Source organism: Streptomyces hebeiensis, assembly GCF_052983195.1.
This window is the reverse complement of sequence record NZ_CM129812.1, coordinates 1181146-1204319: the sequence shown is the minus strand read 5'-3', so window position 1 is coordinate 1204319 and position 23174 is coordinate 1181146. Positions and strand designations below refer to the sequence as shown.

Sequence of the window (23174 nt, the reverse complement as noted above, 5' to 3'; positions counted from 1 at the left end):
GCCCCTCAGAGCTGCTGGGCCGCCGCGATCCCCAGTGCCACGATGAGCGTCACCACGACGAAGACGATCAGCCGCTGCCGCAGCAGGCGCGGATTGGCCGGTCTGAGTCCGGAGGCCGAGGGCCGCGCGCCGGTCCGCCTGCTCCCTCCGGTGGGCGAGCCGCCACGGGGCCGCGGGGCCCGCGCGCCACCGGGCCGGGGGGAGGAGCCCGTACCGCGTGGGGGACCGGCGGACCGGGATCCCTGGCCGCCCGGAGCCCGGCCGGGGGAGCCGACGGAGCCGCGGTCGGACATGCGCTCGGCGGCGCGTTCCGTGTACCGCTCGGTCAGCCGGGGCGCCGGCGGCTCCTGCCCCTCCCGGGCCCGCCGGACGAACGGCCGGCTGTCGGACAGCCCCTGCGCCTCCCGCGCGGCGATCTCCTTGAGCCGCATGGACAGCTGGAGCGTGCTGGGCCGCTCCTCCGGGTCCTTCGCCAGACAGGCCCGCACCAGCGGCGCGAGGGCGTCCGGCACCCCGTACAGCTGGGCCTCCTCGTGCACCACCCGGTAGAGCATGACCTCGGAACTGCCGTGCCCGAACGGCGAATCGGCGGTGGCCGCGTACGCCAGCGTCGCGCCCAGCGAGAACACGTCCGTCGCGGGCGTGACCGCCGCGCCGCGCACCTGCTCGGGGGCCAGGAACCCGGGCGAGCCGACGGCCGTGCCCACGTGCGTCAGCGTGCTCGCGCCGGTCGCCCAGGCGATGCCGAAGTCGATGATGCGCGGTCCCTTGGGGGAGAGCAGGATGTTCGACGGCTTGAGGTCGCGGTGCACGACCCCCGCCTCGTGCACGGCCACCAGCCCCTCGGACAGCGCGGCACCCACCGATGCCACCTCGGCCGCGGTGAGCGGGCCCTCCTCGTTGACCTTGTCGTGCAGCGAGGGCCCGGGGACGTACTGGGTGGCGAACCACGGCCGGTCCGCTTCGAGATCGGCGGCCACGAGACGCGCCGTACAGCCTCCCCGGATCCGTCGGGCGGCGGACACCTCACGGGCGAACCGCGACCGGAACTCCTGGTCCTCGGCCAGATCCGGCCGGATCACCTTCAGCGCGACGCGCTGGCCCCGCCGGTCGGAACCCAGGTAGACCACGCCCATGCCGCCCGCGCCCAGCCGCCGGTGCAGCCTGAACGAGCCGACGACACGCGGGTCCTCGCGCCGGAGCCGCATCATCGCCATGTCCATCCCCGCTGCCCGGTCGTCCGTGTGACGTGGCACAGCTTACGTACCCGCACCCCGGTGCGCTCATAGGCCGCGCCCTCGCGGACCGACCGATTGTCAGTGCCGGGTGGGAAACTTGAGAAGTGGTCAGGGGGCGGGGCCGCGGGCGGAGCGATCCCGGGTCCCCGCTCCGTGCGAGATCCCAAAGATCCGGTACAGAAGGGGGATTGGATCGTGAAGGGTGACCGTGTGGAGATAGTCGTGGACGCCGGGGACACGACGCGTACGTACGAAGTGGTGGCGAGCAGGGCGGGCCGCCGGGTGGAGACGGCCGTGCGCCGTGGCGTGGTGGAAGTGAGCGAAGTCACCCGTAGCGGGGCGGTGGTCAGGACGGCGCGTTTCATGGCGAGCCGGGTGCTCGCGCTGGTCGAGCAGCCGGCGCCCGTGGACGCACCGGCGCAGCGTCCTCCTCTCAGGGAATCCCCCCAGTCCTAGGACCCGCTCTCCACCCAGGGGAGTACGTCCCGGGCGCGCGCGTCATCCTCCGGGAGGCCCGGCAATCGGTACGCGGGCATGACGCCGTACGTCCGCCCGGTCCCTAGTGTTGGGGCCATGCGGCGGGTGCAGCACTCGTCCCCCGAGGTCGACACCCGCCGCTCCTGAACGGACAGGGAGAGGGACATGGCGGACACGGCAGCGCGGGCGATGATCCGGACACGGGGGCGCAGGGCGTTCGCCGCGTTCGCCGCCCGCCCGTCCGGCAGGCGCCACCCGCTGGTGGCGACGGCGATGGTCCTCCCCCTGGCGGCACTGCTCGTGGTCGCCTTCGGCGGCTGGGAGGCAGTGGTGACACAGGCGTCGTCCGTGGGCGTGATGCTGGGGCGCTGAGCGGCGCCCCGGACCCGGGAGAGCGGCCCGGGTCGGGGACATCCGGCCAAAACCCCGTGGGGACGGGGGTGCGGCGGACGGCAGTGATCGGCCGGTCAGCTGGGGAGCTGACCGGCCGTTTCGCGTGCCCGCCCCGCCGGTCCCCCCCTGGTCACCGGCCACAGAAGAAGCCCCCGGTCGATGATCCGACCGGGGGCTCCCCATGCGTGCGCGATACTGGGATTGAACCAGTGACCTCTTCCGTGTCAGGGAAGCGCTCTCCCGCTGAGCTAATCGCGCAGGTGAACCTGCGTTGGTGCGTGTGCCGCGTGCGCGATACTGGGATTGAACCAGTGACCTCTTCCGTGTCAGGGAAGCGCTCTCCCGCTGAGCTAATCGCGCGGGGGAATCCGGACGGATCCAGGATTCAGTGGACGATACTGGGATTGAACCAGTGACCTCTTCCGTGTCAGGGAAGCGCTCTCCCGCTGAGCTAATCGTCCTTGGAGGTGGAGACGGGATTTGAACCCGTGTAGACGGCTTTGCAGGCCGTTGCCTCGCCTCTCGGCCACTCCACCAGGAGTGCGGGAACTCCGTGAAGATCCCCCACTGTCCGAGCGGACGACCAGGTTCGAACTGGCGACCTCAACCTTGGCAAGGTTGCGCTCTACCAACTGAGCTACGTCCGCGTGCCGTTTTCCGGGTCCAGTTGCGCGGCCCGGCGACGTGTTGAACTCTAGCGGATTCCGGGGCCAGTACAAAAACGCGTTTCCGCAGCGTGCTGCGGTGCGTTCGCCGCGGGCCCGGGCCGGGCCCGCGGCGAGGGGCGGGGCGAGGCAGGGGCCCGCGGCCGGCGCGGGGCCGCGACCGGCGGGGTTGCCCGGTGAGGGGCGTGCGCACCGGGCGTCGCGACGCGGTGCACGCCGCCGGGCGGGGCGCCGGTGCCGTGACGGGGCGAACCTCGCCGGGAGGGGCACTAGACTCGCAAACGTGTACGACCTCGCGCCTTTGGCCCGTTTCGGCGGCCTCGTAGCCACGGGGCTGCGGGATGTCACCCATGATCCGGAGGCGCTCGACTCCACCGGCTTCTGGGCGGTCGCCGCCGACTTCGAGGGGCGCTTGACCTGCGCCCGCTTCGCCGATGTGCGGCCCGCCGCGGTGCCCGCTCCCGAGCCCGGCCGATGGCGCGGACCGGGGCCCGGTGACTGGACGTCCTCCCTCGACCGCGCCGCGTACACAGCGGGCGTACGCCGTATCCGCGAGCACATCGCGGCGGGCGAGGTCTACCAGGCCAACCTCTGCCGCGTGCTGTCCGCGCCGCTGCCCGGGCCGGACTCCGCTACGGCCGACGTCGACGCGCTCACGGCCCTGCTGGCCCGCGACAACCCCGCCCCGTACGCGGGCACGATCCGGCTGCCGGCGCACGGCGTGGAGATTGCCACCGCCTCCCCCGAGCTCTACCTCCGCCGCACCGGCCGCGTCGTCGAGTCCGGCCCCATCAAGGGCACCGGCCGCACCGCCGCCGACCTGCTGGACAAGGACCACGCCGAGAACGTCATGATCGTGGACCTCGTCCGCAACGACCTCGGCCGGGTCTGCGCCACCGGATCCGTCACCGTGCCCGCCCTGTGCGCCGTCGAGCCCCACCCCGGCCTCGTCCACCTGGTCTCGGCCGTACGGGGGCGGCTCGCCGGCCGGGCCGGCTGGCCCGAACTGCTGGCCGCCACCTTCCCGCCCGGCTCGGTCACCGGCGCCCCCAAGTCCAGCGCCCTGAAGATCATCGAAGAACTGGAGGCGGCCCCGCGCGGCCCCTACTGCGGCGGAATCGGCTGGGTGGACGCGGACCGCGGCACCGCCGCGCTCGCGGTCGGGATCCGCACCTTCTGGATCGACCGCGCCACGGCGGCCCGGCCCGTGCTGCGCTTCGGCGCGGGGGCCGGGATCACCTGGGGATCCGATCCGGAGGGGGAGTGGGAGGAGACGGAACTGAAGGCCTCCCGGCTGCTCGCGATAGCGTCGGGAGCATACGAGGCGAGTGGAAGGACCGCGTAGATGAAGATCTGGGTCAACGGTGGACTGGTGACCGCCGAGGGAGCCCTGGTGTCCGTGTTCGACCACGGCCTCACCGTGGGCGACGGCGTCTTCGAGACGGTCAAGACCATTCAGGGGCGCCCGTTCGCCCTCACCCGCCACCTGGACCGGCTCACCCGCTCCGCCCGGGGCCTCGGGCTGCCCGCCCCCGACCACGACGAGGTGCGCCGCGCCTGTGCCGCCGTCCTGGAGGCGGACCCCGTGGACCTCGGCCGGCTGCGGATCACCTACACCGGCGGGCTGTCGCCCCTGAGCTCCGACCGGGGCGACAAGGGCCCCACCCTGGTCGTCGCCGGCGCCGCCATCACACGCCGCCCGGACGACACCGCCGTGATCACCGTCCCCTGGACACGCAACGAGCGCGGTGCCGTCACCGGCCTGAAGACCACGTCGTACGCGGAGAACGTCGTCGCGCTCGCCCGCGCCCACGAACGCGGCGCGACCGAGGCGCTGTTCGCCAACACCGTGGGCCGGCTCTGCGAGGGCACCGGCTCCAACGTCTTCGTCGTCCTCGACGGCGAACTGCACACACCGCCGCTCTCCTCCGGCTGCCTCGCCGGCATCACCCGGGCACTCGTCGCCGAATGGTCCGGCGCCCGGGAGACCGACCTGCCGCTGGACGTCCTGGAACGCGCCGACGAGATCTTCCTGACCTCCTCGACGCGCGACGTACAGGCCGTCAGCCATGTCGACGGCCGTGAACTCCCGGGCGCGGCGGGGCCGGTGACCAGCAAGGCGATGCGCGTCTTCGAGGAGCGCGCGGGCGCCGACCTGGACCCGTGAGAGACCGGCCCGCACCGGTGGGACGACGGCCCGGCCCGCGTCATCCTTTAATCGGATGACGCGCCACCGCGCGGGGGGTACAACACCCTGTGATGACCACCACCCTGCGGCCGGCCGGGCCGCTTCACGAGACCGCCGACGGCGGCAGGTCGCGCACCTACGACGTCTGTGTGAACAGCCGTCCCGTCGGATCGATCGAGCTGGCCACGGACCCCGTCTTCGGTCACACGGCCGTGTCCGTGCCGACGCTGCGGATCGACGAGGCCGACCGGCGGCGCGGTCGCGCCACCGTCGCCGCGCTCGCCGCCGAGGAGATCGCGCGCGGCTGGGGCTGCGGCCTGATGACGGCCTCCGTGCCGCCCGCCGCGCACGCCGCACTGCGCCTGGCCGAATCCCTCGGCTACACCGAGCGCAGCCGCAACATGGTCAAGACGCTGCCCGCGCACCCGCCGGAGCTGCCCGCGGGGGTCGAGACCCGGTCCATGACCGCCGCGGAGTACGAGCGGTGGCTGGCCGGCGCGTACGACGACTACGCCCAGAGCTGGATCGACCGCGGCCTGTCCCCGGACGTGGCCCGCGCCAAGTCGCGGGAGAGCTTCGCGAAGCTGCTGCCCGACGGCCTCGCCACGCCCGGCACCTCGATCGAGGTACTGGTCCACCAGGGTGCGGTGGTCGGCCATGTCTGGGTCGCGCGCCGCGAGTTGAGCCCCGGCACGTCGGGCGCGTACGTGTACGAGGTGGTCGTCGTCGAGGAGCAGCGGGGCAAGGGCCACGGGCGCGCGCTGATGCTCCTCGCCGAGCGGACCGCCCTGGCCGCCGGGCATACGGAGCTGGGACTGCACGTCTTCGCGGACAACACCCCGGCCGTCCGCCTCTACGCATCCCTCGGCTACGCGACCACCCGGCACAACTTCTTCAAGCGGTTGCTGTGACCGCCGGGCCCTTTCGGCTCGCGTACCGGTAAGCGAGCCGAAAGGGCCCGGCGGCGGCACGCGGTCAGGCGTCCCCGGCCGACGCCAGCAGCCGGTCCGCGATCTCCTCGATCCGCTCCCGCAGCCCCGCCTGGCTCTTGCCGCCGTCGAGACGTTCGTCGCCGATGACATATGTCGGGGTGCCGGTGACGCCGATCGCCCTTCCCTCGGCCTGGTCGGCGTCCACGGCCAGGAGGTGACGCCCGTCGATCAGCGCGGTGTCGAACTCCTCGGCGTCCAGGCCCAGCTCGCGCGCCACCTCCAGCAGAACGGGCTCGCCGCGGGCCGCCAGGTCCTCCGCCCGGGCCAGCAGCGCCTCCGCGTACTCCCACCCCCGGCCCTGCTCGGCGGCTTCCTCGGCGGCCTGCGCCGCCGCGTAGGCGTGCTTGTGCTTCGCCAGCGGGAAGTGCCGCAGCCGCTGCTCCAGCCGGTCGCCGTAGCGCTCGCGCAGGGTACGCAGATCGGTCAGGGCGGCACGGCAGTCGGTGCACTGGAGTTCGCACCACACGTCGAGGACGACGCGGGCGGGTGAGGAGTCGCTCATGGGGCCAGTCTCGCAGGACCCGATCGCCTCCCCGCCCGTCGGGCCACGGACCGGTCTGGGACCTGGGGAGGACACCGCCCCCGAGATCTCCCCGAGATCCGCCGGGAGTGGGCACCCCGCCGTGGCCCGGAACGGTCCGCCAGGTGCACGATGGGAGGGAAGACCGGTTCGGCCGATGACACGCTCTGCCTGGAGGACCCGATGATTGCCGAGACGATCTGCGCGGCGGTGTCGGCGGCGGGCCTGGGCATCGCCGCGATCACGGCGTACCGCAAGCGTTTCCTCGCGGCGACGAGGATCGCCGCCTACGCCCTGATCCCGGCCGCGCTGGTGATGACGGGACTGGTGAAGTGGGCCGCCAACACGGCCTTCAGCCCGACGGCGTGGGCCGGCTTCGGTGTTCTCGCGGTGGCCTGGCTGCTCTTCATGACGACCCGGGCCGTGGAGCGCCGGGCCGGCGGCAGCCGCAAGGAGCGCAGGGCGGCCGCCAGGGCGGCCCGGGGGGACGCGGTCGAGCCGGCCGCGTCCGCGCCCTCGCTCGGCCCGGGCGCCGGGCCCGCCGAGCGCCGCCCGGCGGGCAAGCGGCCCGCCGCCCAGGAGGACGACTTCAGCGACATCGAGGCCATCCTCAAGAAGCACGGCATCTGACGGACCTGACCTGCGGCGCGCGGCCACGAGGAACACGAGAGCGGTCGTCGGCGCAGGTCAGCGGCCCACATGCCGGCTGTGACCCAGTGCTGCGCGCGACATGGATCACAACTCGGCGCTCCGCGTAGGGGATTCCCGGCCACAATCCACGGAATATGATGAACTCCCGGCCTGGTTACACGTGTTGGCCGGTGGCCGGGATTCCGGTAGGTCATCATCGCCCCGAGATGCTCGATACCTCCCGGGATGAACCTCCCGCACCCACCGATGAGCAGCGCGGTTGCCTTTTCGCGCTGTCCCAGCCGCCGTTGATGATCTTCCTGGCGGTGATCGGCTCGCTGCTGCTGATGGCGGCGGTGCACGATTTGTTCCTGCTGTGAACGTCAACCGGCCGCTTCCTTGCGGCGTGCCCGGTAGGCGGCCACGTGCAGTCGGTTGCCACAGGTCCGGCTGTCGCAGTAACGGCGCGAGCGGTTGCGCGACAGGTCGACGAACGCGTGCCCGCAGTCCGGGGCCCCGCACCGCCGCAGCCGTTCCCGTTCGCCGGCCACCACCATGAAGGCCAGGGCCATGCCGCCGTCGGCGGCGAGATGGTCGGCGACCGACGCTCCCGGGGCGAAGTAGTGGACGTGCCAGTCGTAACCGTCGTGGTCGGTCAGCTGCGGGGTCGTCCCCGCGGCGGCCACCAGCCGGTTGATCAGCTCGGCCGCGGTGCGCGGGTCCGGGGCCGCGACCACCTCCGTGAAGCGTCTCCGTACGGCTTGTACGGCGCGCAGGTCCCGCTCGCCGAGCTCACCCACCCCGCTGATGTCGTGGGCGCGGAGGAAGCCGTAGAGCGCCTCGACATCCGCGAGCCGGTCGGCCGCGCCGTCCCCGGCGCGCGTCCGTGGCGCGGTGTTCACCAGGTCCGTGACGGTGGCGAGGGCGATCCGGGTGTCGTGTGGAATCAGCACGGTCCGCTCCCTGGCCTGCCCGCGGGCCGGTGCGCCCGCCGATCCCGCCGACTTTAGTCCCTGCCGGGCGGCGGGGGACGGGGGCGGGCGGGGAACATACGGGCGGGCGCGGGCCGCCACCGGCGGCGGCCCGCGCCCGCCCGGCCCGCCTTGACCGCCGCGTCCCCGGGGCGGTCGTGTCCTCCCGCGCCGACCGCCCGACCGTGGCCGTACGCGTCAGCGGTGATCACTCCCACCGCGGCCGTCCCCGTCCGCCGTCGTCCCTGGCCACGACGGCCATCGGCCGCGGTGCCCGGCGTCGGCGCCCCGTGCGCGTGCCGTGCCCCGATCACGCGCGCCGGCGCCCTCTCCGCGGTGGTTTCCGCGGCGACGGCGCCGGTGTCCTCCGTATGAGGTTGTCCGCGCGGCGCCGTCTCCCCGAGTCGGACGGCGCCGAGCAGCTCTCGGTCTGGCTCAGCTCTCGGCCAGGATGTGTGAGAGTTCCGTGTCGAGGTCGAAGTGACGGTGCTCGGTGCCCGGAGGCACCGCGGCGTCGGTCCGCTTCAGGAACGACTCCAGGGCCCGCGCGGGGGCCTCCAGCAGGGCTTCGCCCTCCGGGGAGCTCAGCGCGATGCAGACGACGCCCTGACCGTGGCTGCGGGACGGCCAGACCCGGACGTCGCCGGTGCCGGTGGGCCGGTGCAGCCCTTCGGCGAGCAGGTCGCGGGCGAAGACCCATTCGACCGTCTCTTCGGCTCCGGTGTGGAAGGTGGCGTGCACGGCATAGGGATCGGCCGTGTCATACCGCAGGCCCGCCGGTACAGGCAGTGAGGACTCGCTCGATACAACGAGGCGCAGGTGCAGCTCGCAGCTGACCGTGGTGTTCATAAGCGCCAGGGCCTTTCGCTCAGTGTGCGCTCGGGGATTCGCACGTCGGCGAAATCGACATGCCACCTACGGTGCCGTTGTAAACCCCTCTGTCTGTTTTGTGATCCTTCGGGTACCTCGTACAGCGGTGTGTGACTTCGAGGCATACCGCCATTCCGGTGAAGGCGAGGGCTCGGGTAGATTGAGCCCTATGCGTGCGGAGAGTGACGAGCGGGGGCGTGGCGGGGTGCCGACGGTCGTGGACGTGGACGCCGCGACGGAAGCGGTGGCGGGCGACGCGGCGACGGGCGGGCGGCCGCTCGGCTCGCGCGCGCCGCGATTCATCAAGGCCTCACGGCCGCTCCACCTGAGCTGGCAGGTCGGCGTCTTCCTCGTCGGCCTCGCGGTGGTGATCACGGGCATCATCATGCTTCCGCTGCCGGGCCCCGGCTGGCTGGTGATCTTCGCGGGCATGGCGATCTGGGCGACCGAGTTCGTCTGGGCGCAGCTCGTGCTCCGCTGGACCCGGCGGAAGGTCACCGAGGCGGCCCAGCGTGCCCTGGACCCCGCTGTCAGGCGGCGGAACCTCATCCTCACCGGCATCGGTGTGGTGATCGTGGCCGTGCTGGCCGGGATCTATCTGTGGAAGTTCGGCCTCGTCATGCCCTGGAAGATCGACCAGTGACCGGGCGGGCGGCGAGGAGCACCGCTGACATCGGGTAATGTGTGCGGTGCGCCCGGGCGATTAGCTCAGTGGGAGAGCGCTTCGTTCACACCGAAGAGGTCACTGGTTCGAACCCAGTATCGCCCACGTCCGGAGCCGAGGCCCCGAGGACCGACAGGTCCCGGGGCCTTTGCCGTACGCGGATCTTCCGCGGACCCGGGCCTTCGCGGGCTCCCCGTGATCGGCGCGTCCGGCCGGCGAGCGGCCCGTACGCCGTCCTCGTGCCGTCCAGGAGGCGGTGCGAAGCCCGGCGCATCGGCAACCGGCCCCCGCGCGCGTCGAGTCGGGTCGACTGCTGGGCCGTGGCGGGGCCTTCTCCGCGACCGGCGAGTGCGGCGCCGGGGCCGGCGCGAGTACGTCGTATCCGGTTTGAAGGAAAGCCGTCGAGACCTGTATGGTTCAGTCCGTTCCCGGGCGATTAGCTCAGCGGGAGAGCGCTTCGTTCACACCGAAGAGGTCACTGGTTCGAACCCAGTATCGCCCACCAGGAGAGGCCGGTCCGTCCATGACGGGTCGGCCTTTACTCGTTGACTCATTCCGCCGCCCGGCCGTTCGCGCGGACATCGGGCGGTCAGGCCGCGGCGGGCAGTGCGGGCCTGAACGGCCACGCCGTGTCCACCGGCTCCTGCGCGCCGTTGCGCGAGAACCAGGTCTGCCCGGCGCGCGCCTGTGCCGCGTGCCACACGGCCTGGAGCGTGTGCAGTTCGGCGGCCGTCAGGCGCTCCATCCGGGCGCAGAACCGCCGGCCGACCGCCCGCACCACCTCGAGCGCCGCCAGCGCGTCGGACGACGCGTCATGTGCCTCGTCCAGCTCGACGCCGTACCGCGCGCAGAGGTCCGTGAGCGTACGGCGGCCCTTGCGGTAGCGGTCCAGGTGCCGGTCGAGCACGAGGGGGTCCAGCACCCGCAGCGGAACCCCCGCCAGGCGGCCCTCCAGTGACGAGGCCCGGTGCCGGCGCAACTCGCGGTCCAGCAGCGTCAGATCGAACGGCGCGTTCATCACCACCAGGGGACGGCCCGCCGCGCACTGGGCCGCCACCTCGCCGGCCAGCTCCTCCACGGCCGGCGCCGGCCACCGGCCGTTGCGGTGCAGGAAGTCCGCGGTGAGGCCGTGGACGGCGGTGGCCTCCGACGGCACCGGCACCCCCGGATCTATCACCCAGCGGGACACCCGCAGCCGGCCTCCCGGTATGTCCTGGACGACCACGGTGGCCGAGACGATCCGGTCCTGCTCGGCGTCCATTCCTGTCGTCTCCGTGTCAAATGCCGCCAACGGCCCCTCGAACCAGTACGTCATTTCCGAACTCCTCGCGCCCGCACGGCAGATGACGCTCGTCCACTGCCCGATCCGGTTGATACCCGGACAGGTCGTGCGGTACGCGCCGTTCAGGACGGGCGGGCCTTCGGTGGCCCGGGGATGCCTCGCCGCCTTTCCGCCGGGGGCGGGGATCGTACGGCTGTCGTCCCGGCGGGCGCCGATTCGTTCCGCTTGCGTCGGGCGCGCGCGTCCGGCCGACCGGACGATCGGTCCGGGCGATCGGTCCGGGCGGTCCGGGCGGTCGGCAGGGGGCGAGCCCGGCCTGAGCCCCGAGGCCGGGGCCGACGACGCCGGACCGGAACGGTTGTGAGCGCGTGCGGTCCACGGGGGCGCCCCGGCCGAGGCCCGGAGGTCGGCCCCGGCCCTCGCCCGGGCGCTGCGCTCTTCGGCCGGTAATCCGTTTCGCGAGTGGCCCCGGCGGCTCGGTACGATTCAGAACGCGCAGTGTCCGCTGTCGCGCCCCTTCAGTCAGGAGAGACCGGTGTCAGACGTCCGTGTGATCATCCAACGCGATTCCGAGCGGGAAGAGCGCGTGGTGACGACGGGCACTACGGCGGCCGAGCTCTTCCACGGCGAGCGCACCGTGATCGCGGCCCGCGTGGGCGGCGAGCTGAAGGACCTCGCGTACGAGGTCTCCGACGGCGAGGTCGTCGAGCCCGTCGAGATCTCCTCCGAGGACGGTCTGGGCATCCTGCGCCACTCCACCGCGCACGTCATGGCACAGGCCGTGCAGGAGCTGCACCCCGAGGCCAAGCTGGGCATCGGCCCGCCGGTCAGGGACGGCTTCTACTACGACTTCGACGTGGCCACCCCCTTCACCCCCGATGACCTCAAGGCCATCGAGAAGAAGATGCAGGAGATCCAGAAGCGCGGCCAGCGCTTCTCGCGCCGCGTCGTCACCGACGAGGCGGCCCGCGAGGAGCTGGCGGACGAGCCGTACAAGCTGGAGCTGATCGGAATCAAGGGCGCCGCCTCGACCGACGACGGCGCGGACGTCGAGGTGGGCGGCGGTGAGCTGACCATCTATGACAACCTCGACGCGAAGACCGGCGAGCTGTGCTGGAAGGACCTGTGCCGGGGGCCGCACCTGCCGACGACCCGGAACATCCCCGCGTTCAAGCTGATGCGGAACGCCGCCGCGTACTGGCGGGGCAGCGAGAAGAACCCGATGCTCCAGCGCATCTACGGCACCGCGTGGCCCTCCAAGGAGGAACTGAAGGCGCACCTGGACTTCCTGGCCGAGGCCGAGAAGCGCGACCACCGCAAGCTCGGCAACGAGCTGGACCTGTTCTCCTTCCCCGACGAGGTCGGCTCCGGTCTCGCCGTCTTCCATCCGAAGGGCGGCATCATCCGCCGCGTGATGGAGGACTACTCGCGCCGCCGGCACGAGGAGGAGGGCTACGAGTTCGTCTACTCGCCGCACGCCACCAAGGGCGCGCTCTTCGAGAAGAGCGGGCACCTGGACTGGTACGCCGACGGGATGTACCCGCCCATGCAGCTCGACGAGGGTGTGGACTACTACCTGAAGCCCATGAACTGCCCGATGCACAATCTGATCTTCGACGCGCGGGGCCGTTCCTACCGTGAACTGCCGCTGCGCCTCTTCGAGTTCGGAACGGTGTACCGGTACGAGAAGTCCGGCGTCGTGCACGGCCTGACCCGGGCCCGCGGCTTCACCCAGGACGACGCGCACATCTACTGCACCCGCGAGCAGATGGCGGACGAGCTGGACTCGACGCTGACCTTCGTGCTGAACCTGCTGCGCGACTACGGTCTGACCGACTTCTACCTGGAGCTGTCCACGAAGGACCCGGAGAAGTTCGTCGGGTCGGACGAGGCGTGGGAGGAGGCCACCGAGGTCCTGCGCAAGGTGGCCGAGAAGCAGGGGCTGCCGCTCACCCCCGACCCGGGCGGTGCCGCCTTCTACGGCCCGAAGATCTCGGTGCAGGCGCGCGACGCCATCGGGCGGACCTGGCAGATGTCGACCGTGCAGCTCGACTTCAACCTCCCCGAAAGGTTCGATCTCGAATACACCGCCCCCGACGGCACCAAGCAGCGGCCTGTGATGATCCACCGCGCGCTGTTCGGCTCGATCGAGCGGTTCTTCGCGGTGCTGCTGGAGCACTACGCGGGCGCGTTCCCCGCGTGGCTGGCGCCGGTGCAGGCGGTGGGCATCCCGGTGGGTGACGCGCACGTGCCCTATCTCCAGGAGTTCGCGGCCGAGGCGCGGAAGAAGGGCCTGCGGGTCGAGGTGGACGCGTCGTCCGACCGCATGCAGAAGAAGATCCGCACGCAGCAGAAGCAGAAGGTCCCCTTCATGATCATCGTCGGTGACGACGACATGAACGCGGGCACGGTGTCCTTCCGCCACCGCGACGGATCGCAGGAGAACGGCGTTCCGCGTGACGAGGCGCTGGCCAAGCTCGTCGACGTGGTGGAGCGCCGCGTACAGGTGTGACGGCCGGCCGCCACCGGCATCGGAGGCCCCCGGGAGCGTCGTCGGCTCCCGGGGGCCTCTCCGTGTCCTCAGCGTCCGACCGGTGGCTCCTGGCCGTTTCGCTCCTCTCGGCCGAAGACCTGGACCAGCCACGACGAGAACGAACCCGTCACCGCCCCCAGCAGCGCGACTCCGCATGCCATGAGCAACACCGCGCACGACCGTCCGAGCGGGGTCACCGGCGTCGCGTCCCCGTACCCGACCGTCGTGATCGTCGAGCACGCCCACCACACCGAGTCACCGAAGGTCACGATCGTCGCGCCGGGCGCGTCCCGTTCCAGCTGGTAGACGGCGAGGGCGGCGGAGAAGCTGAGCAGGACGGAGGTGATCCCGGCATAGGACATCACCCGCCCGTACAGGCTCAGCCGGGGGTGCTCGCGACGGCGCTGGACCGTCGTGTACGTGTCGACGATCCGCAGGGGCCGCAGCAGCGGCAGGAGCAGGACGACCGTGTCCAGCCAGTGCGTCCGTACGAAGCCGATGCCCTGGCCGCTGAGGACCAGGCGTACCCCGTAGTCCAGCGCGAACCCCGCCCAGATCGTCAGGGCCAGGGCCAGCGCGAGATCGCGCAGGATCGGGTCGGCGCCCTGCGCGAGGACGCGTACCGCGTAGCAGGCGAGGAAGACCGGCGAGGCCACCAGCAGGGGCAGATCCGTGCGCTGTTCCCAGTGGCGCAGCCGGTCGGGGCCGGGGCGGACATGCATCCGCCCAGCATCCCCGCAGGCCCTGCGGCGCGGGCCCGGCGACACGCTCGGGGGGCCCGAAGTCATATGCTGCACAGCATGACGAGTGAGCCGGAACAGCAGATCGGAGTGGGCACCCAGGACGCGTTCCAGCGTCTGTGGACGCCCCACCGGATGGCCTACATCCAGGGTGAGAACAAGCCCACGGGGCCGGGTGCCGACGACGGGTGCCCGTTCTGCTCGATCCCGGCGAAGTCCGACGAGGACGGCCTGGTCATCGCGCGCGGTGAGCGGGTGTACGCGGTGCTCAACCTCTACCCGTACAACGGCGGGCACCTGATGGTGGTGCCCTTCCGGCACGTCGCCGACTACACGGAGCTGGACGAGGCCGAGACCGCCGAGCTGGCCGCTTTCACCAAGCGCGCGATGACCGCCCTGCGTACGGCGTCGGGTGCGCACGGGTTCAACATCGGGATGAACCAGGGTGTCGCTGCGGGCGCCGGGATCGCCGCCCACCTGCACCAGCACGTCGTGCCGCGCTGGGGCGGCGACGCCAACTTCATGCCGGTCGTCGGACATACGCGCGTGCTGCCGCAGCTGCTCGCCGACACCCGCGCGATGCTCGCGGACGCCTGGCCCGCCTCCGTCGAGCCGTAGGCGGCGGCTCCCGCTGCCGCCGCCACGGGACGTAGCGACGCGGGCGCGCCTCCACATGCCCGCGTCCTTGTCGCTCCGTGCCTGTCGTCCCGTCTGCTCGTGGTCGGCCTACGCGTCGTAGACGTCGGCCTTCTTCGGTGCGGCGTCCTGGACCGCGCCGCCGAGGGACAGGGAGCGGTTTCCGAAGCGCTCGGTGTCCACGCCGTGCTCGTCCAGGACCTTCAGCGCGGCGTTGTGCGCCACCCGCAGGATCGGGGTCGCCGCGCGCATCGCGTCGTCGGCCATGAAGCGGTGCCGCCACGGCTGGTCCGCCCAGGCGTGCCGCAGGCCGAAGGGCTCGGGCAGGGAGAGCTTACCGCCGAGGAAGTCGAGGACCGGCGGGTACCAGGTGAGGGGCGCGCGCACGGCGAGCCGGACGACCTCCTTCGGCTCGACCAGGGGCAGGGTGGTCGACGTGGTCTCCCAGAACCGGACGGTCTTGGGCTTGGTGATCGTCTTCGGGGACGACTTCGTCGTGAAGAGGGGGTGCACCGGGCCCAGGGCGTGGCCGGTGATCTCGATGCGCAGGGTCTCGTGCAGCACGGTGACCGTGATCATCATGGTGATGATCAGCTGGCCGTCCCAGAGGACGAACTGCACGCCCAGGTAGTGGCGCTCGTTGCTGCCGAACTGCTGCTCGTTGCAGATCCGCTGTATCTCGTGCGGCTTGACCTGGAACGCCTCGACGTCCTGCCCCTCGCGCCGGGACACCGAGCCGGCGCCCTCACCGACCGCCGAGACGATCCAGTGCTTGACCGAGGGCTTCGGGAAGCCGCCCGAGTTCAGCGGGCCCCGCTCCAGCAGCTTCAGCTGGTCGTGCATCGCCCGTATCACGTCGTAGCTGCGGAACTGGTGGATCTCCTTGCCCGGCTCCTTGGGGACCAGCTCCTCGGCGAGCTGCCAGCTGCCCCAGCGCGTGCCCATGCCGAGAATGCCCTTGGGGCCGGCGTAGAAGACCATGTTCGAGTGCTGCTCGGCGGTGAGGTTCTGGAGGCTCTGGCGCAGCGCCTCCCGGGCCGAGTCGCCGGGATTGCCGGGGACCGCGTCGGGGATCTTGGCGCCGAGACCGCCGCCCGACAGGAGGCCGTCCCAGCGCTCCCGCAGGTCCTTGGCGGTCGACTCACAGATCCGTTTGGCGAGCACCCAGCCGATGACGGGGGCGACGAGCATGGCGCGCAGGTACCAGCCCAGGACGCCGTCGAACGGCAGCCGGATCAGGAAGATCACGGCCAGTACCCCCACGGCCAGCAGCGCCCCGTTGCCCAGCAGTCCGGTCCGTTTGTCCTTCGACCCCGCGAGGGTGCGGCGCAGTTGGAAGACGCCCAGCCAGATCAGCAGGCCGGGCAGGAAGAGCACGCCGAACACGACGGTCACGGCGGTGAGTTTGGTGTCCCGCTCCTTGCGGATGTGGCCGGCCGCCAGGGCGTGCTCCACCACGGTCTGCGGCTCCATGCCGAAGGACTGGATGAGCGCCGCCCGCCCGGCGCCCAGCATCCGCACCCGGACGGCCTGCGAGAACGCCTCGCCGAGATTGGGCTCGAAGAGCGAGAAACGGCCCTTGGTCACCTTGGACTTGTGCCACTCGTTGTCGGCCTTGAGGATCTCCTCCATCGGGCTGTCCCGGTACGCCGCCGAAGCGAGCGCATGGGTCGCCGCGGTCTGGCCGGCCGCGCCCTGGAGCGGCACCTGCGCTCCTGGGCTGAAGTCGAACCCGTCCGCCATCGCCGCCGCCCCCTTGCCGCACGTAAACGCGAGTAGTCCTGCCGCCCGAGCCTCTTCCCGGCTCGCGTGCCCCGCACACCTGCTGGAGCTGCGCATCACAGCGTAACCGTGCGGCACTCTCCGCGTCAGGGGGTCCGCCCGTCTTCGGCCACCGGCACGTGCGTACGCGTACGCGCCGATGCTCGCCGCCAGTTGAGGCGTGCGCGGGCGCTCGGGAGCGCCTGGGGGCGTGCGCCGGTGCGCGCGCCCTCCCCGGGGAGGCGTCGGCTGTGGTGCCGGGCCACGTAGCCGGGAGGCGGCGACGCACCCGGAGCGTACCGGCGGCGTGCCCGCGTCGCCCCTCCCGGCAACGGCGCGGGCACGCCGCTCCTTGACGGGCAAACCTTGCCGGTCGCGGCACTAGACCTCGGCCGCCTCCCGTTCACCGAGCCGGTCCGCGACGGCCGTCGGCATCGGCTCGTGGCGGGCGTACGAGCGGTCGAACCGGCCGGCGCCGTGGGTGACCGACCGCAGGTCCAACGTGTAGCGGCCCAGCTCCAGCTCCGGCACCTCCGCCCGGATCAACGTCCGCCCCGGACCGGCCTGTTCGGTGCCGACCACCCGGCCGCGCCGCCCGGACAGGTCGCTCATCACCGGTCCGACATACGCGTCGGGCACCAGGACCGCCACGTCCGCGACCGGCTCCAGCAGTTGGATCGCCCCTTCCCCGGCCGCCTCGCGCAGCGCCAGCGCGCCCGCCGTCTGGAACGCGGCGTCGGAGGAGTCCACCGAGTGGGCCTTGCCGTCGAGCAGCGTGACGCGGACGTCGACCAGCGGGTACCCGGTCGTGACCCCGCGCGCGGCCTGTGCCCGCACCCCCTTCTCGACGGACGGGATGAACTGGCGCGGCACCGCGCCGCCGACCACCTTGTCCACGAACTCGACGCCGGACCCGGCCGGCAGCGGCTCCACCTCGATCTCGCAGATCGCGAACTGCCCGTGGCCGCCGGACTGCTTGACGTGCCGGCCGCGCCCCGCCGCCCGCGCGCCGAAGGTCTCCCGCAGGGCGACCTTGTACGGTACTGCGTCCACCTGGACCCCGTACCGGCCGCGCAGCCGGTCCAGCGCCACCTCCCGGTGCGCCTCGCCCAGGCACCAGAGCACCACCTGGCGGGTGTCCGGGTTCTGTTCGAGGCGCATCGTCGGGTCCTCCGCCACCAGCCGTGCCAGCCCCTGGGACAGCCTGTCCTCGTCGGCCTTGCTGTGCGCCCGCACCGCGAGCGGCAGCAGCGGGTCGGGCATGGTCCAGGGCTCCATCAGGAGCGGGTCCGCCGCGGCGGAGAGCGTGTCCCCGGTCTCGGCGCGGGAGAGCTTGCCCACGCACGCGAGGTCCCCCGCCACGCAGTGGGCCAGCACCCGCTGCTGCTTGCCGAAGGGGGAGGAGAGCGCCCCGATCCGCTCGTCGACGTCGTGGTCCTCGTGGCCGCGGTCGGTGAGGCCGTGGCCGGAGACGTGCACCGTCTCGTCCGGCCGCAGCGTGCCGGAGAAGACCCGTACCAGGGACATCCGGCCGACGTACGGATCGGAGGCGGTCTTGACCACCTCGGCGACGAGCGGCCCGTCCGGATCGCAGGAGATCTCCGGGCGCGGGGCGCCGTCGGGCGTGGTCACGGCGGGTGCCGGCCGCTCCAGCGGGGTGGGGAAGCCGTTCGCGATCAGATCGAGCAGTTCGACCGTGCCGAGGCCCTGCCGGGCACCCGGCGCGGCGGGCGCCGCGGCGAGCACCGGGTGGAACACGCCCCGCGCGACCGCCTTCTCCAGGTCCGCGACGAGCGTCTTGACGTCGACCTCACCTCCGCCGAGGTAGTGGTCCATGAGAGTCTCGTCCTCGCTCTCGGCGATGACGCCCTCGATGAGCCGGTTGCGGAACTCCTCGATCACCGGCAGCCGGTCCGGGTCGGGCGGGAGTTCGCGGCGCTCCCCGGAGGCGTAGTCGAAGATCTTCTGGGAGAGCAGTCCGACCAGCCCGGTGGCCGTGGCGTGGCCGTCCGGGCCGGGGGCGCCGAACACCGGCAGGTACAGCGGCAGCACCGCGTCGGGGTCGTCCCCGCCGAAGATCCGCGCGCAGATCGCGGTCATCTCGTCGAAACCGGTGCGGGCCGTGTCCAGGTGGGTGATGACGAGGGCGCGGGGCATGCCGACGGCCGCGCACTCCTCCCAGAGCACGCGGGTGGCACCGGCGACGGCCTCGGGTTCCTGCGCGGCCGAGACGACGAAGAGGGCCGCGTCCGCCGCCCGCAGACCGGCCCTCAGCTCCCCGACGAAGTCCGCGTATCCGGGGGTGTCCAGGAGATTGATCTTGTACCCGCCCCATTCCAGGGGGACGAGGGAGAGCTGTACGGACCGTTGCTGGCGGTGCTCGATCTCGTCGTAGTCGGAGACCGTCGCGCCGTCCTCGACCCGGCCCGCCCGGCTCAGCGCGCCCGCGGTGAGCGCGAGCGCCTCGACGAGTGTGGTCTTGCCCGAGCCGCTGTGGCCGACCAGGACCACGTTCCGTACGGACGCGGGCCGGTCGGCCGTCGTCGCCCTGCCGGCGGCCCCGGGGTGGGTGTGCGCCTTGTCGCCCATGATTCCTGCCTCCTGATCGGTGGCACGGTGAGGGGATATGGGGGGGGATGGAGGGAGATGAGTGGTATGGGGGAGTCGGGGAGCGGGCGAGGCGGGCGGAGAGCCGTCCGGCGGCTCCCACGGCACCCTCGCCGGTCCTTCGAGCTTCGCACTCCGGCCATGGTGCGTCCATACGTCGTACCCGCGGCCCCGGCCAGGGTGGGCGGCGGTGCGGCGATGGGGGCGTGGCTACGATGGGCCTGACCTGTCGGCCCCAGGACCTGGACCGGCCGGCCCGCCGGTGGCCGTAGGGGCCGCCCGGCACACCGAACCTCGGGAAGGCCATGCTGAACAAGTACGCGCGTGCATTCTTCACGCGTGTCCTCACACCGTTCGCAGCGTTTCTGCTCCGTCGTGGAGTCAGCCCCGACGCGGTCACGCTCGTCGGTACCGTCGGGGTGATGGCGGGCGCGCTGGTCTTCTTCCCGCGCGGGGAGTTCTTCTGGGGGACGATCGTCATCACGGTCTTCGTCTTCTCGGACCTCGTCGACGGCAACATGGCCCGGCAGGCGGGCATCTCCAGCCGCTGGGGCGCCTTCCTGGACTCGACGCTCGACCGGGTCGCAGACGGCGCCGTCTTCGGCGGATTCGCACTCTGGTACGCGGGCACCGGCGACAACAACGTCCTCTGCGCGGTTTCGATCTTCTGCCTGGCCAGCGGCCAGGTCGTGTCGTACACCAAGGCGCGGGGCGAGTCGATCGGGCTGCCGGTCGCCGTCAACGGGCTGGTGGAGCGCGCGGAGCGGCTGGTCATCTCGCTGGTCGCGGCCGGGCTGGCCGGACTGGGCGCCTTCGGGGTGCCGGGCATCGGGATCCTGCTGCCGATCGCGCTGTGGACCGTTGCCGTGGGCAGCGCGGTGACGCTCGGCCAGCGGGTCGTCACCGTACGGCGGGAAGCGGCGGAGGCCGACGCGGCGGCGCGCGCCGACGGGCCGTCCGACGGTCGCTCCGGCAAGCCGTCCGACGGGCCGAGCGGTGCCGACAGTGGCCGGCGGGGAAGCGAGGCGGCGTCATGAGCGAGGTGCGCGAACGGCTGATCGACGCGCTGTACGGCCTCGGCTGGAGCACGGTCAAGAAGCTGCCCGAGCCGGTGGCCGGCGCCCTCGGCCGGGCCGTCGCCGACGCCGCGTGGAAGCGGCGCGGCAAGGGCGTCCTGCGGCTGGAGGCCAATCTCGCCCGGGTGGTGCCGGACGCGGGCCCCGAGCGGCTGGCCGCCCTGTCCCGGGCCGGCATGCGCTCGTACACGCGGTACTGGATGGAGTCGTTCCGGCTGCCGGCCTGGAGCAGGGAGCGGGTGCGCGACAGCGTCGAGATCAAGGACATCGACCTGCTGACCGACACGCTGGCCACCGGGCGCGGTGTCGTACTGGTGCTGCCGCACCTGGCCAACTGGGACCTGGCCGGCGTCTGGGCCACCAGGGTCCTCGGGGTGCCCTTCACGACGGTCGCGGAGCGGCTGAAGCCGGAGTCGCTGTACGACAGGTTCGTGGCGTACCGCGAGGGCCTGGGCATGGAGGTGCTGCCGCACACCGGCGGGTCCGCCTTCGGCGCCCTGGCGCGCCGGCTGCGCGCCGGCGGGCTGGTGTGCCTGGTCGCGGACCGGGACCTGGCGGAGTCCGGTGTCGAGGTGGACTTCTTCGGCCACCGCGCCCGGATGCCGGCGGGCCCGGCGCTGCTGGCCCAGCAGACCGGGGCGCTGCTGCTGCCGGTCACGCTGTGGTACGACGGCGCGACGGTGATGCGGGGGCGCGTCCTGCCGCCCGTCGAGGTGCCCGGGACAGGCACGCGCGCCGAGAAGACGTCTGTGATGGCACAGGCGATGGCCGATGCCTTCGCCGGCGGGATCGCCGAGCACCCGGAGGACTGGCACATGCTGCAGCGACTGTGGATCGCCGATCTGGACGGGTCCTCCGGGCCGCGACGGGAGCCCCGACCGGAATCCTCCCGACCGGGGCCCCCGCGCCAGGGGGCCGCCCAGCAGGAGTCCTCACGACCCGGCTCCCGCGACCAGGGGCCGTCCCGACAGGAGTCCCGGTGAAGATCGGCATCGTCTGCCCGTACTCCTGGGACGTGCCGGGCGGCGTCCAGTTCCACATCCGGGACCTGGCGGAACACCTGATCCGACGGGGACACGAGGTGTCCGTCCTGGCGCCCGCCGACGACGAGACCCCGCTGCCGCCGTACGTCGTCTCCGCCGGCCGCGCGGTGCCCGTGCCGTACAACGGCTCCGTGGCGCGGCTGAACTTCGGTTTCCTGTCGGCGGCCCGGGTGCGGCGGTGGCTGCACGACGGCACGTTCGACGTGATCCACATCCACGAGCCGGCCTCGCCGTCCCTGGGGCTGCTCGCCTGCTGGGCGGCGCAGGGCCCCATCGTGGCGACGTTCCACACCTCGAACCCCCGCTCGCGGGCCATGATCGCGGCGTATCCGATCCTCCAGCCCGCGCTGGAGAAGATCAGCGCCCGGATCGCGGTGAGCGAGTACGCCCGCCGCACGCTGGTCGAACACCTGGGCGGCGACGCCGTGGTCATCCCGAACGGCGTCGACGTCGACTTCTTCGCCAAGGCCGGGGAGGAGCCGGCGTGGCAGGGCCGCACGATCGGCTTCATCGGCCGCATCGACGAGCCGCGCAAGGGGCTGCCGGTGCTGATGCGGGCCCTGCCGAAGATCCTCGCGGCGTACCCGGAGGCCCGGCTGCTGGTGGCGGGGCGCGGGGACGAGAAGGAGGCCGTGGAGTCGCTTTCGGCGCCGATGCGGGAGCGTGTCGAGTTCCTCGGGATGGTCAGCGACGAGGACAAGGCGCGGCTGCTGCGCAGCGTCGACCTGTACGTCGCGCCGAACACCGGCGGTGAGAGCTTCGGCATCATCCTGGTCGAGGCGCTTTCGGCGGGCGCGGCGGTCCTGGCGAGCGACCTGGACGCGTTCGCGCAGGTCCTGGACCACGGCGCGGCGGGCGAGCTGTTCACCAACGAGGACGCGGACGCCCTGGCGAACGCGGCGGTACGCCTGCTGGGGGACGCGGCGCGGCGGGCGGAACTGCGGGAGCGGGGGAGCGCGCACGTGCGGCGGTTCGACTGGTCGACGGTCGGGGCGGACATCCTGGCGGTGTACGAGACGGTGACGGACGGGGCGGCGTCGGTGGCGACGGACGACCGGCCGGGGCTGCGGGCGAGGTTCGGCCTGGCGCGGGACTGACGAGGTCCCCGCGGGGCGCGGGCCCCGGCCGGGGCCCGGAGGTGTCCGCCGGTGGTCGCGGACCGCACAGCTGTAGCCGTCCACCGGCCCCCGGCACCGCCCACCGGGCGCCCGCGCACCCCACGGCCCGCTGCGAGGGCGACCGGTAACGTTGGGCCGCGTGATCGAAACCCTCATCTGGATCGTCGTCGCCGTCGTCGCGATCGGGCTCTACCTCAGCTGGACAGCCGGCCGTCTCGATCGTCTGCACACGCGCATCGACGCCGCTCGCGCCGCGCTCGACGCGCAGCTCCTGCGGCGGGCGTCGGTCGCGCAGGAGCTGGCGACCTCGGGGGTGCTCGATCCCGCCGCGTCGATCGTGCTGTACCAGGCCGCGCACGCCGCCCGGCAGGCCGAGGAGGAGCAGCGCGAGGTCGCGGAGAGCGAGCTGAGCCAGGCGCTGCGCGCCGTGTTCGGGGAGGCGGCGCAGGTGGAGGCCGTACGGGCGGCGCCGGGCGGCGAGGAGGCCGCCGGGGAGCTGGCCGCGGCCGTGCGCCGGGTGCCGATGGCCCGGCGGTTCCACAACGACGCCGTGCGCGCCGCCCGCGCCCTGCGGCGGCACCGTACGGTCCGCTGGTTCCGGCTGGCGGGCCACGCCGCGTTTCCGCTGGCGTTCGAGATGGACGACGAGCCACCCGCCGCCCTGGCGGACCGACCGGGCAGCGCCTGACCGACGGGAACGATCCACCGGCTGTTCATTGGCCCTTGTCCCGGGTGGCGTCCGCGGCGTCTCCTTTCGGTGGCAGTTCTCC

22 protein-coding genes and 7 tRNA genes are annotated in these 23174 nt (G+C 72.5%); 16 read left to right on the top strand and 13 right to left on the bottom strand.

From position 1 onward, the window contains the following. Positions 1 to 5: 5 nt before the first annotated feature. Positions 6 to 1223 carry a serine/threonine-protein kinase gene (locus ACU6P3_RS05175; RefSeq protein ID WP_447197767.1) on the bottom strand — a complete coding sequence of 406 codons (1218 nt, stop codon included), beginning with the start codon at positions 1221 to 1223 and terminating at the stop codon, positions 6 to 8. Between the two features lie 210 nt (positions 1224 to 1433). Between ACU6P3_RS05175 and ACU6P3_RS05170 the strand changes: the two genes are divergently transcribed. After that, a complete protein-coding gene (locus ACU6P3_RS05170; RefSeq protein ID WP_447196108.1) occupies positions 1434 to 1694 on the top strand; it encodes a DUF8836 family protein in 261 nt (86 codons plus the stop codon). A gap of 186 nt (positions 1695 to 1880) precedes the next feature. Then, positions 1881 to 2087 carry a hypothetical protein gene (locus tag ACU6P3_RS05165; RefSeq protein WP_030754327.1) on the top strand — a complete coding sequence of 69 codons (207 nt, stop codon included), beginning with the start codon at positions 1881 to 1883 and terminating at the stop codon, positions 2085 to 2087. Positions 2088 to 2294: 207 nt separating this feature from the next. Here ACU6P3_RS05165 and ACU6P3_RS05160 read toward each other — a convergent pair. The 5 genes from ACU6P3_RS05160 to ACU6P3_RS05140 all read right to left on the bottom strand — a co-directional run bounded on the left by ACU6P3_RS05160 (position 2295) and on the right by ACU6P3_RS05140 (position 2755). Next, positions 2295 to 2366 (bottom strand) — tRNA-Val (locus ACU6P3_RS05160). A gap of 30 nt (positions 2367 to 2396) precedes the next feature. Then, positions 2397 to 2468 (bottom strand) — tRNA-Val (locus tag ACU6P3_RS05155). A gap of 29 nt (positions 2469 to 2497) precedes the next feature. Further along, positions 2498 to 2569: transfer RNA gene (locus ACU6P3_RS05150), tRNA-Val, on the bottom strand. Position 2570: 1 nt separating this feature from the next. Continuing rightward, positions 2571 to 2644 (bottom strand) — tRNA-Cys (locus ACU6P3_RS05145). A 38-nt stretch (positions 2645 to 2682) separates the two neighbouring features. Then, positions 2683 to 2755 (bottom strand) — tRNA-Gly (locus tag ACU6P3_RS05140). A gap of 301 nt (positions 2756 to 3056) precedes the next feature. Here ACU6P3_RS05140 and ACU6P3_RS05135 point away from each other — a divergent pair. The 3 genes from ACU6P3_RS05135 to ACU6P3_RS05125 all read left to right on the top strand — a co-directional run bounded on the left by ACU6P3_RS05135 (position 3057) and on the right by ACU6P3_RS05125 (position 5872). Further along, positions 3057 to 4118, top strand: a complete 1062-nt coding sequence (locus tag ACU6P3_RS05135; RefSeq protein ID WP_447196107.1) for a chorismate-binding protein — start codon at positions 3057 to 3059, stop codon at positions 4116 to 4118. Then, a complete protein-coding gene (locus tag ACU6P3_RS05130; RefSeq protein ID WP_447196106.1) occupies positions 4119 to 4940 on the top strand; it encodes an aminotransferase class IV in 822 nt (273 codons plus the stop codon). It begins immediately after the preceding gene. A gap of 92 nt (positions 4941 to 5032) precedes the next feature. Next, entirely contained in the window at positions 5033 to 5872 is an 840-nt protein-coding gene (locus ACU6P3_RS05125; protein ID WP_447196105.1) for a GNAT family N-acetyltransferase, read from the top strand. 64 nt (positions 5873 to 5936) lie between these two features. Here ACU6P3_RS05125 and ACU6P3_RS05120 read toward each other — a convergent pair whose 3' ends face one another. Then, positions 5937 to 6455 carry a DsbA family protein gene (locus ACU6P3_RS05120; RefSeq protein WP_447196104.1) on the bottom strand — a complete coding sequence of 173 codons (519 nt, stop codon included), beginning with the start codon at positions 6453 to 6455 and terminating at the stop codon, positions 5937 to 5939. Between the two features lie 201 nt (positions 6456 to 6656). Here ACU6P3_RS05120 and ACU6P3_RS05115 point away from each other — a divergent pair, with 201 nt between their 5' ends. Then, positions 6657 to 7103, top strand: coding sequence for a hypothetical protein (locus ACU6P3_RS05115; protein WP_344277201.1), 447 nt, complete (start codon positions 6657 to 6659; stop codon positions 7101 to 7103). A 227-nt stretch (positions 7104 to 7330) separates the two neighbouring features. Beyond that, on the top strand, positions 7331 to 7483 hold the full coding sequence (locus ACU6P3_RS05110) for a hypothetical protein (RefSeq protein ID WP_199814103.1): 153 nt from the start codon (positions 7331 to 7333) through the stop codon (positions 7481 to 7483). Positions 7484 to 7486: 3 nt separating this feature from the next. On the opposite strand, the gene ACU6P3_RS05105 is transcribed toward ACU6P3_RS05110, so the two are convergent. Next, on the bottom strand, positions 7487 to 8056 hold the full coding sequence (locus ACU6P3_RS05105; protein WP_447196103.1) for a CGNR zinc finger domain-containing protein: 570 nt from the start codon (positions 8054 to 8056) through the stop codon (positions 7487 to 7489). A gap of 453 nt (positions 8057 to 8509) precedes the next feature. Continuing rightward, positions 8510 to 8923 carry an SsgA family sporulation/cell division regulator gene (locus tag ACU6P3_RS05100; protein WP_003959770.1) on the bottom strand — a complete coding sequence of 138 codons (414 nt, stop codon included), beginning with the start codon at positions 8921 to 8923 and terminating at the stop codon, positions 8510 to 8512. A 190-nt stretch (positions 8924 to 9113) separates the two neighbouring features. Between ACU6P3_RS05100 and ACU6P3_RS05095 the strand changes: the two genes are divergently transcribed. The 3 genes from ACU6P3_RS05095 (at position 9114) to ACU6P3_RS05085 (ending at position 10113) form a co-directional block, all read left to right on the top strand. Then, on the top strand, positions 9114 to 9587 hold the full coding sequence (locus ACU6P3_RS05095; protein ID WP_447196102.1) for a TIGR02611 family protein: 474 nt from the start codon (positions 9114 to 9116) through the stop codon (positions 9585 to 9587). Positions 9588 to 9641: 54 nt separating this feature from the next. Next, positions 9642 to 9713, top strand: a tRNA-Val gene (locus ACU6P3_RS05090). A gap of 325 nt (positions 9714 to 10038) precedes the next feature. Continuing rightward, positions 10039 to 10113, top strand: a tRNA-Val gene (locus ACU6P3_RS05085). A gap of 84 nt (positions 10114 to 10197) precedes the next feature. On the opposite strand, the gene ACU6P3_RS05080 is transcribed toward ACU6P3_RS05085, so the two are convergent. After that, positions 10198 to 10923: a 3'-5' exonuclease gene (locus tag ACU6P3_RS05080; protein WP_447196101.1), complete on the bottom strand. Its 726-nt coding sequence runs from the start codon at positions 10921 to 10923 to the stop codon at positions 10198 to 10200. 502 nt (positions 10924 to 11425) lie between these two features. Here ACU6P3_RS05080 and thrS point away from each other — a divergent pair. After that, complete coding sequence (gene thrS, locus ACU6P3_RS05075) at positions 11426 to 13402, top strand: threonine--tRNA ligase (protein ID WP_447196100.1); 1977 nt, start codon at positions 11426 to 11428, stop codon at positions 13400 to 13402. 68 nt (positions 13403 to 13470) lie between these two features. On the opposite strand, the gene ACU6P3_RS05070 is transcribed toward thrS, so the two are convergent. After that, complete coding sequence (locus ACU6P3_RS05070) at positions 13471 to 14145, bottom strand: potassium channel family protein (RefSeq protein ID WP_447196099.1); 675 nt, start codon at positions 14143 to 14145, stop codon at positions 13471 to 13473. A gap of 66 nt (positions 14146 to 14211) precedes the next feature. Between ACU6P3_RS05070 and ACU6P3_RS05065 the strand changes: the two genes are divergently transcribed. Continuing rightward, positions 14212 to 14781, top strand: coding sequence for an HIT family protein (locus ACU6P3_RS05065; RefSeq protein WP_447196098.1), 570 nt, complete (start codon positions 14212 to 14214; stop codon positions 14779 to 14781). A gap of 108 nt (positions 14782 to 14889) precedes the next feature. Here ACU6P3_RS05065 and ACU6P3_RS05060 read toward each other — a convergent pair whose 3' ends face one another. Both ACU6P3_RS05060 and ACU6P3_RS05055 read right to left on the bottom strand, forming a co-directional pair. Further along, positions 14890 to 16542, bottom strand: a complete 1653-nt coding sequence (locus tag ACU6P3_RS05060) for an AbeC-like domain-containing protein (RefSeq protein ID WP_447196097.1) — start codon at positions 16540 to 16542, stop codon at positions 14890 to 14892. A 399-nt stretch (positions 16543 to 16941) separates the two neighbouring features. Beyond that, the gene (locus ACU6P3_RS05055) at positions 16942 to 19149 is read right to left on the bottom strand and encodes an elongation factor G-like protein EF-G2 (RefSeq protein WP_447196096.1); all 2208 of its coding nucleotides are present in this window, start codon (positions 19147 to 19149) and stop codon (positions 16942 to 16944) included. Between the two features lie 323 nt (positions 19150 to 19472). Here ACU6P3_RS05055 and pgsA point away from each other — a divergent pair, with 323 nt between their 5' ends. The 4 genes from pgsA to ACU6P3_RS05035 all read left to right on the top strand — a co-directional run bounded on the left by pgsA (position 19473) and on the right by ACU6P3_RS05035 (position 23092). After that, positions 19473 to 20204: a phosphatidylinositol phosphate synthase gene (gene pgsA, locus ACU6P3_RS05050; protein WP_447196095.1), complete on the top strand. Its 732-nt coding sequence runs from the start codon at positions 19473 to 19475 to the stop codon at positions 20202 to 20204. Further along, positions 20201 to 21226, top strand: a complete 1026-nt coding sequence (locus ACU6P3_RS05045) for a phosphatidylinositol mannoside acyltransferase (RefSeq protein ID WP_447196094.1) — start codon at positions 20201 to 20203, stop codon at positions 21224 to 21226. The genes pgsA and ACU6P3_RS05045 overlap by 4 nt, the downstream gene beginning before the upstream one ends. Continuing rightward, on the top strand, positions 21223 to 22383 hold the full coding sequence (locus ACU6P3_RS05040; RefSeq protein ID WP_447196093.1) for a glycosyltransferase family 4 protein: 1161 nt from the start codon (positions 21223 to 21225) through the stop codon (positions 22381 to 22383). Before ACU6P3_RS05045 ends, ACU6P3_RS05040 begins: the two co-directional genes overlap by 4 nt. A gap of 160 nt (positions 22384 to 22543) precedes the next feature. Continuing rightward, positions 22544 to 23092 carry a LemA family protein gene (locus tag ACU6P3_RS05035; protein WP_447196092.1) on the top strand — a complete coding sequence of 183 codons (549 nt, stop codon included), beginning with the start codon at positions 22544 to 22546 and terminating at the stop codon, positions 23090 to 23092. The last annotated feature ends 82 nt before the right edge of the window (positions 23093 to 23174 follow it).

Coding starts and splice junctions, on each gene's coding strand:
- ACU6P3_RS05175 (WP_447197767.1), bottom strand. CDS start 1,223: ATGGACATGGCGATGATGCGGCTCCGGCGCGAGGACCCGCGTGTCGTC.
- ACU6P3_RS05165 (WP_030754327.1), top strand. CDS start 1,881: ATGGCGGACACGGCAGCGCGGGCGATGATCCGGACACGGGGGCGCAGG.
- ACU6P3_RS05130 (WP_447196106.1), top strand. CDS start 4,119: ATGAAGATCTGGGTCAACGGTGGACTGGTGACCGCCGAGGGAGCCCTG.
- ACU6P3_RS05125 (WP_447196105.1), top strand. CDS start 5,033: ATGACCACCACCCTGCGGCCGGCCGGGCCGCTTCACGAGACCGCCGAC.
- ACU6P3_RS05120 (WP_447196104.1), bottom strand. CDS start 6,455: ATGAGCGACTCCTCACCCGCCCGCGTCGTCCTCGACGTGTGGTGCGAA.
- ACU6P3_RS05115 (WP_344277201.1), top strand. CDS start 6,657: ATGATTGCCGAGACGATCTGCGCGGCGGTGTCGGCGGCGGGCCTGGGC.
- ACU6P3_RS05110 (WP_199814103.1), top strand. CDS start 7,331: ATGCTCGATACCTCCCGGGATGAACCTCCCGCACCCACCGATGAGCAG.
- ACU6P3_RS05100 (WP_003959770.1), bottom strand. CDS start 8,923: ATGAACACCACGGTCAGCTGCGAGCTGCACCTGCGCCTCGTTGTATCG.
- ACU6P3_RS05095 (WP_447196102.1), top strand. CDS start 9,114: ATGCGTGCGGAGAGTGACGAGCGGGGGCGTGGCGGGGTGCCGACGGTC.
- ACU6P3_RS05080 (WP_447196101.1), bottom strand. CDS start 10,923: ATGACGTACTGGTTCGAGGGGCCGTTGGCGGCATTTGACACGGAGACG.
- ACU6P3_RS05070 (WP_447196099.1), bottom strand. CDS start 14,145: ATGCATGTCCGCCCCGGCCCCGACCGGCTGCGCCACTGGGAACAGCGC.
- ACU6P3_RS05065 (WP_447196098.1), top strand. CDS start 14,212: ATGCTGCACAGCATGACGAGTGAGCCGGAACAGCAGATCGGAGTGGGC.
- ACU6P3_RS05060 (WP_447196097.1), bottom strand. CDS start 16,542: ATGGCGGACGGGTTCGACTTCAGCCCAGGAGCGCAGGTGCCGCTCCAG.
- ACU6P3_RS05055 (WP_447196096.1), bottom strand. CDS start 19,149: ATGGGCGACAAGGCGCACACCCACCCCGGGGCCGCCGGCAGGGCGACG.
- pgsA (WP_447196095.1), top strand. CDS start 19,473: ATGCTGAACAAGTACGCGCGTGCATTCTTCACGCGTGTCCTCACACCG.
- ACU6P3_RS05045 (WP_447196094.1), top strand. CDS start 20,201: ATGAGCGAGGTGCGCGAACGGCTGATCGACGCGCTGTACGGCCTCGGC.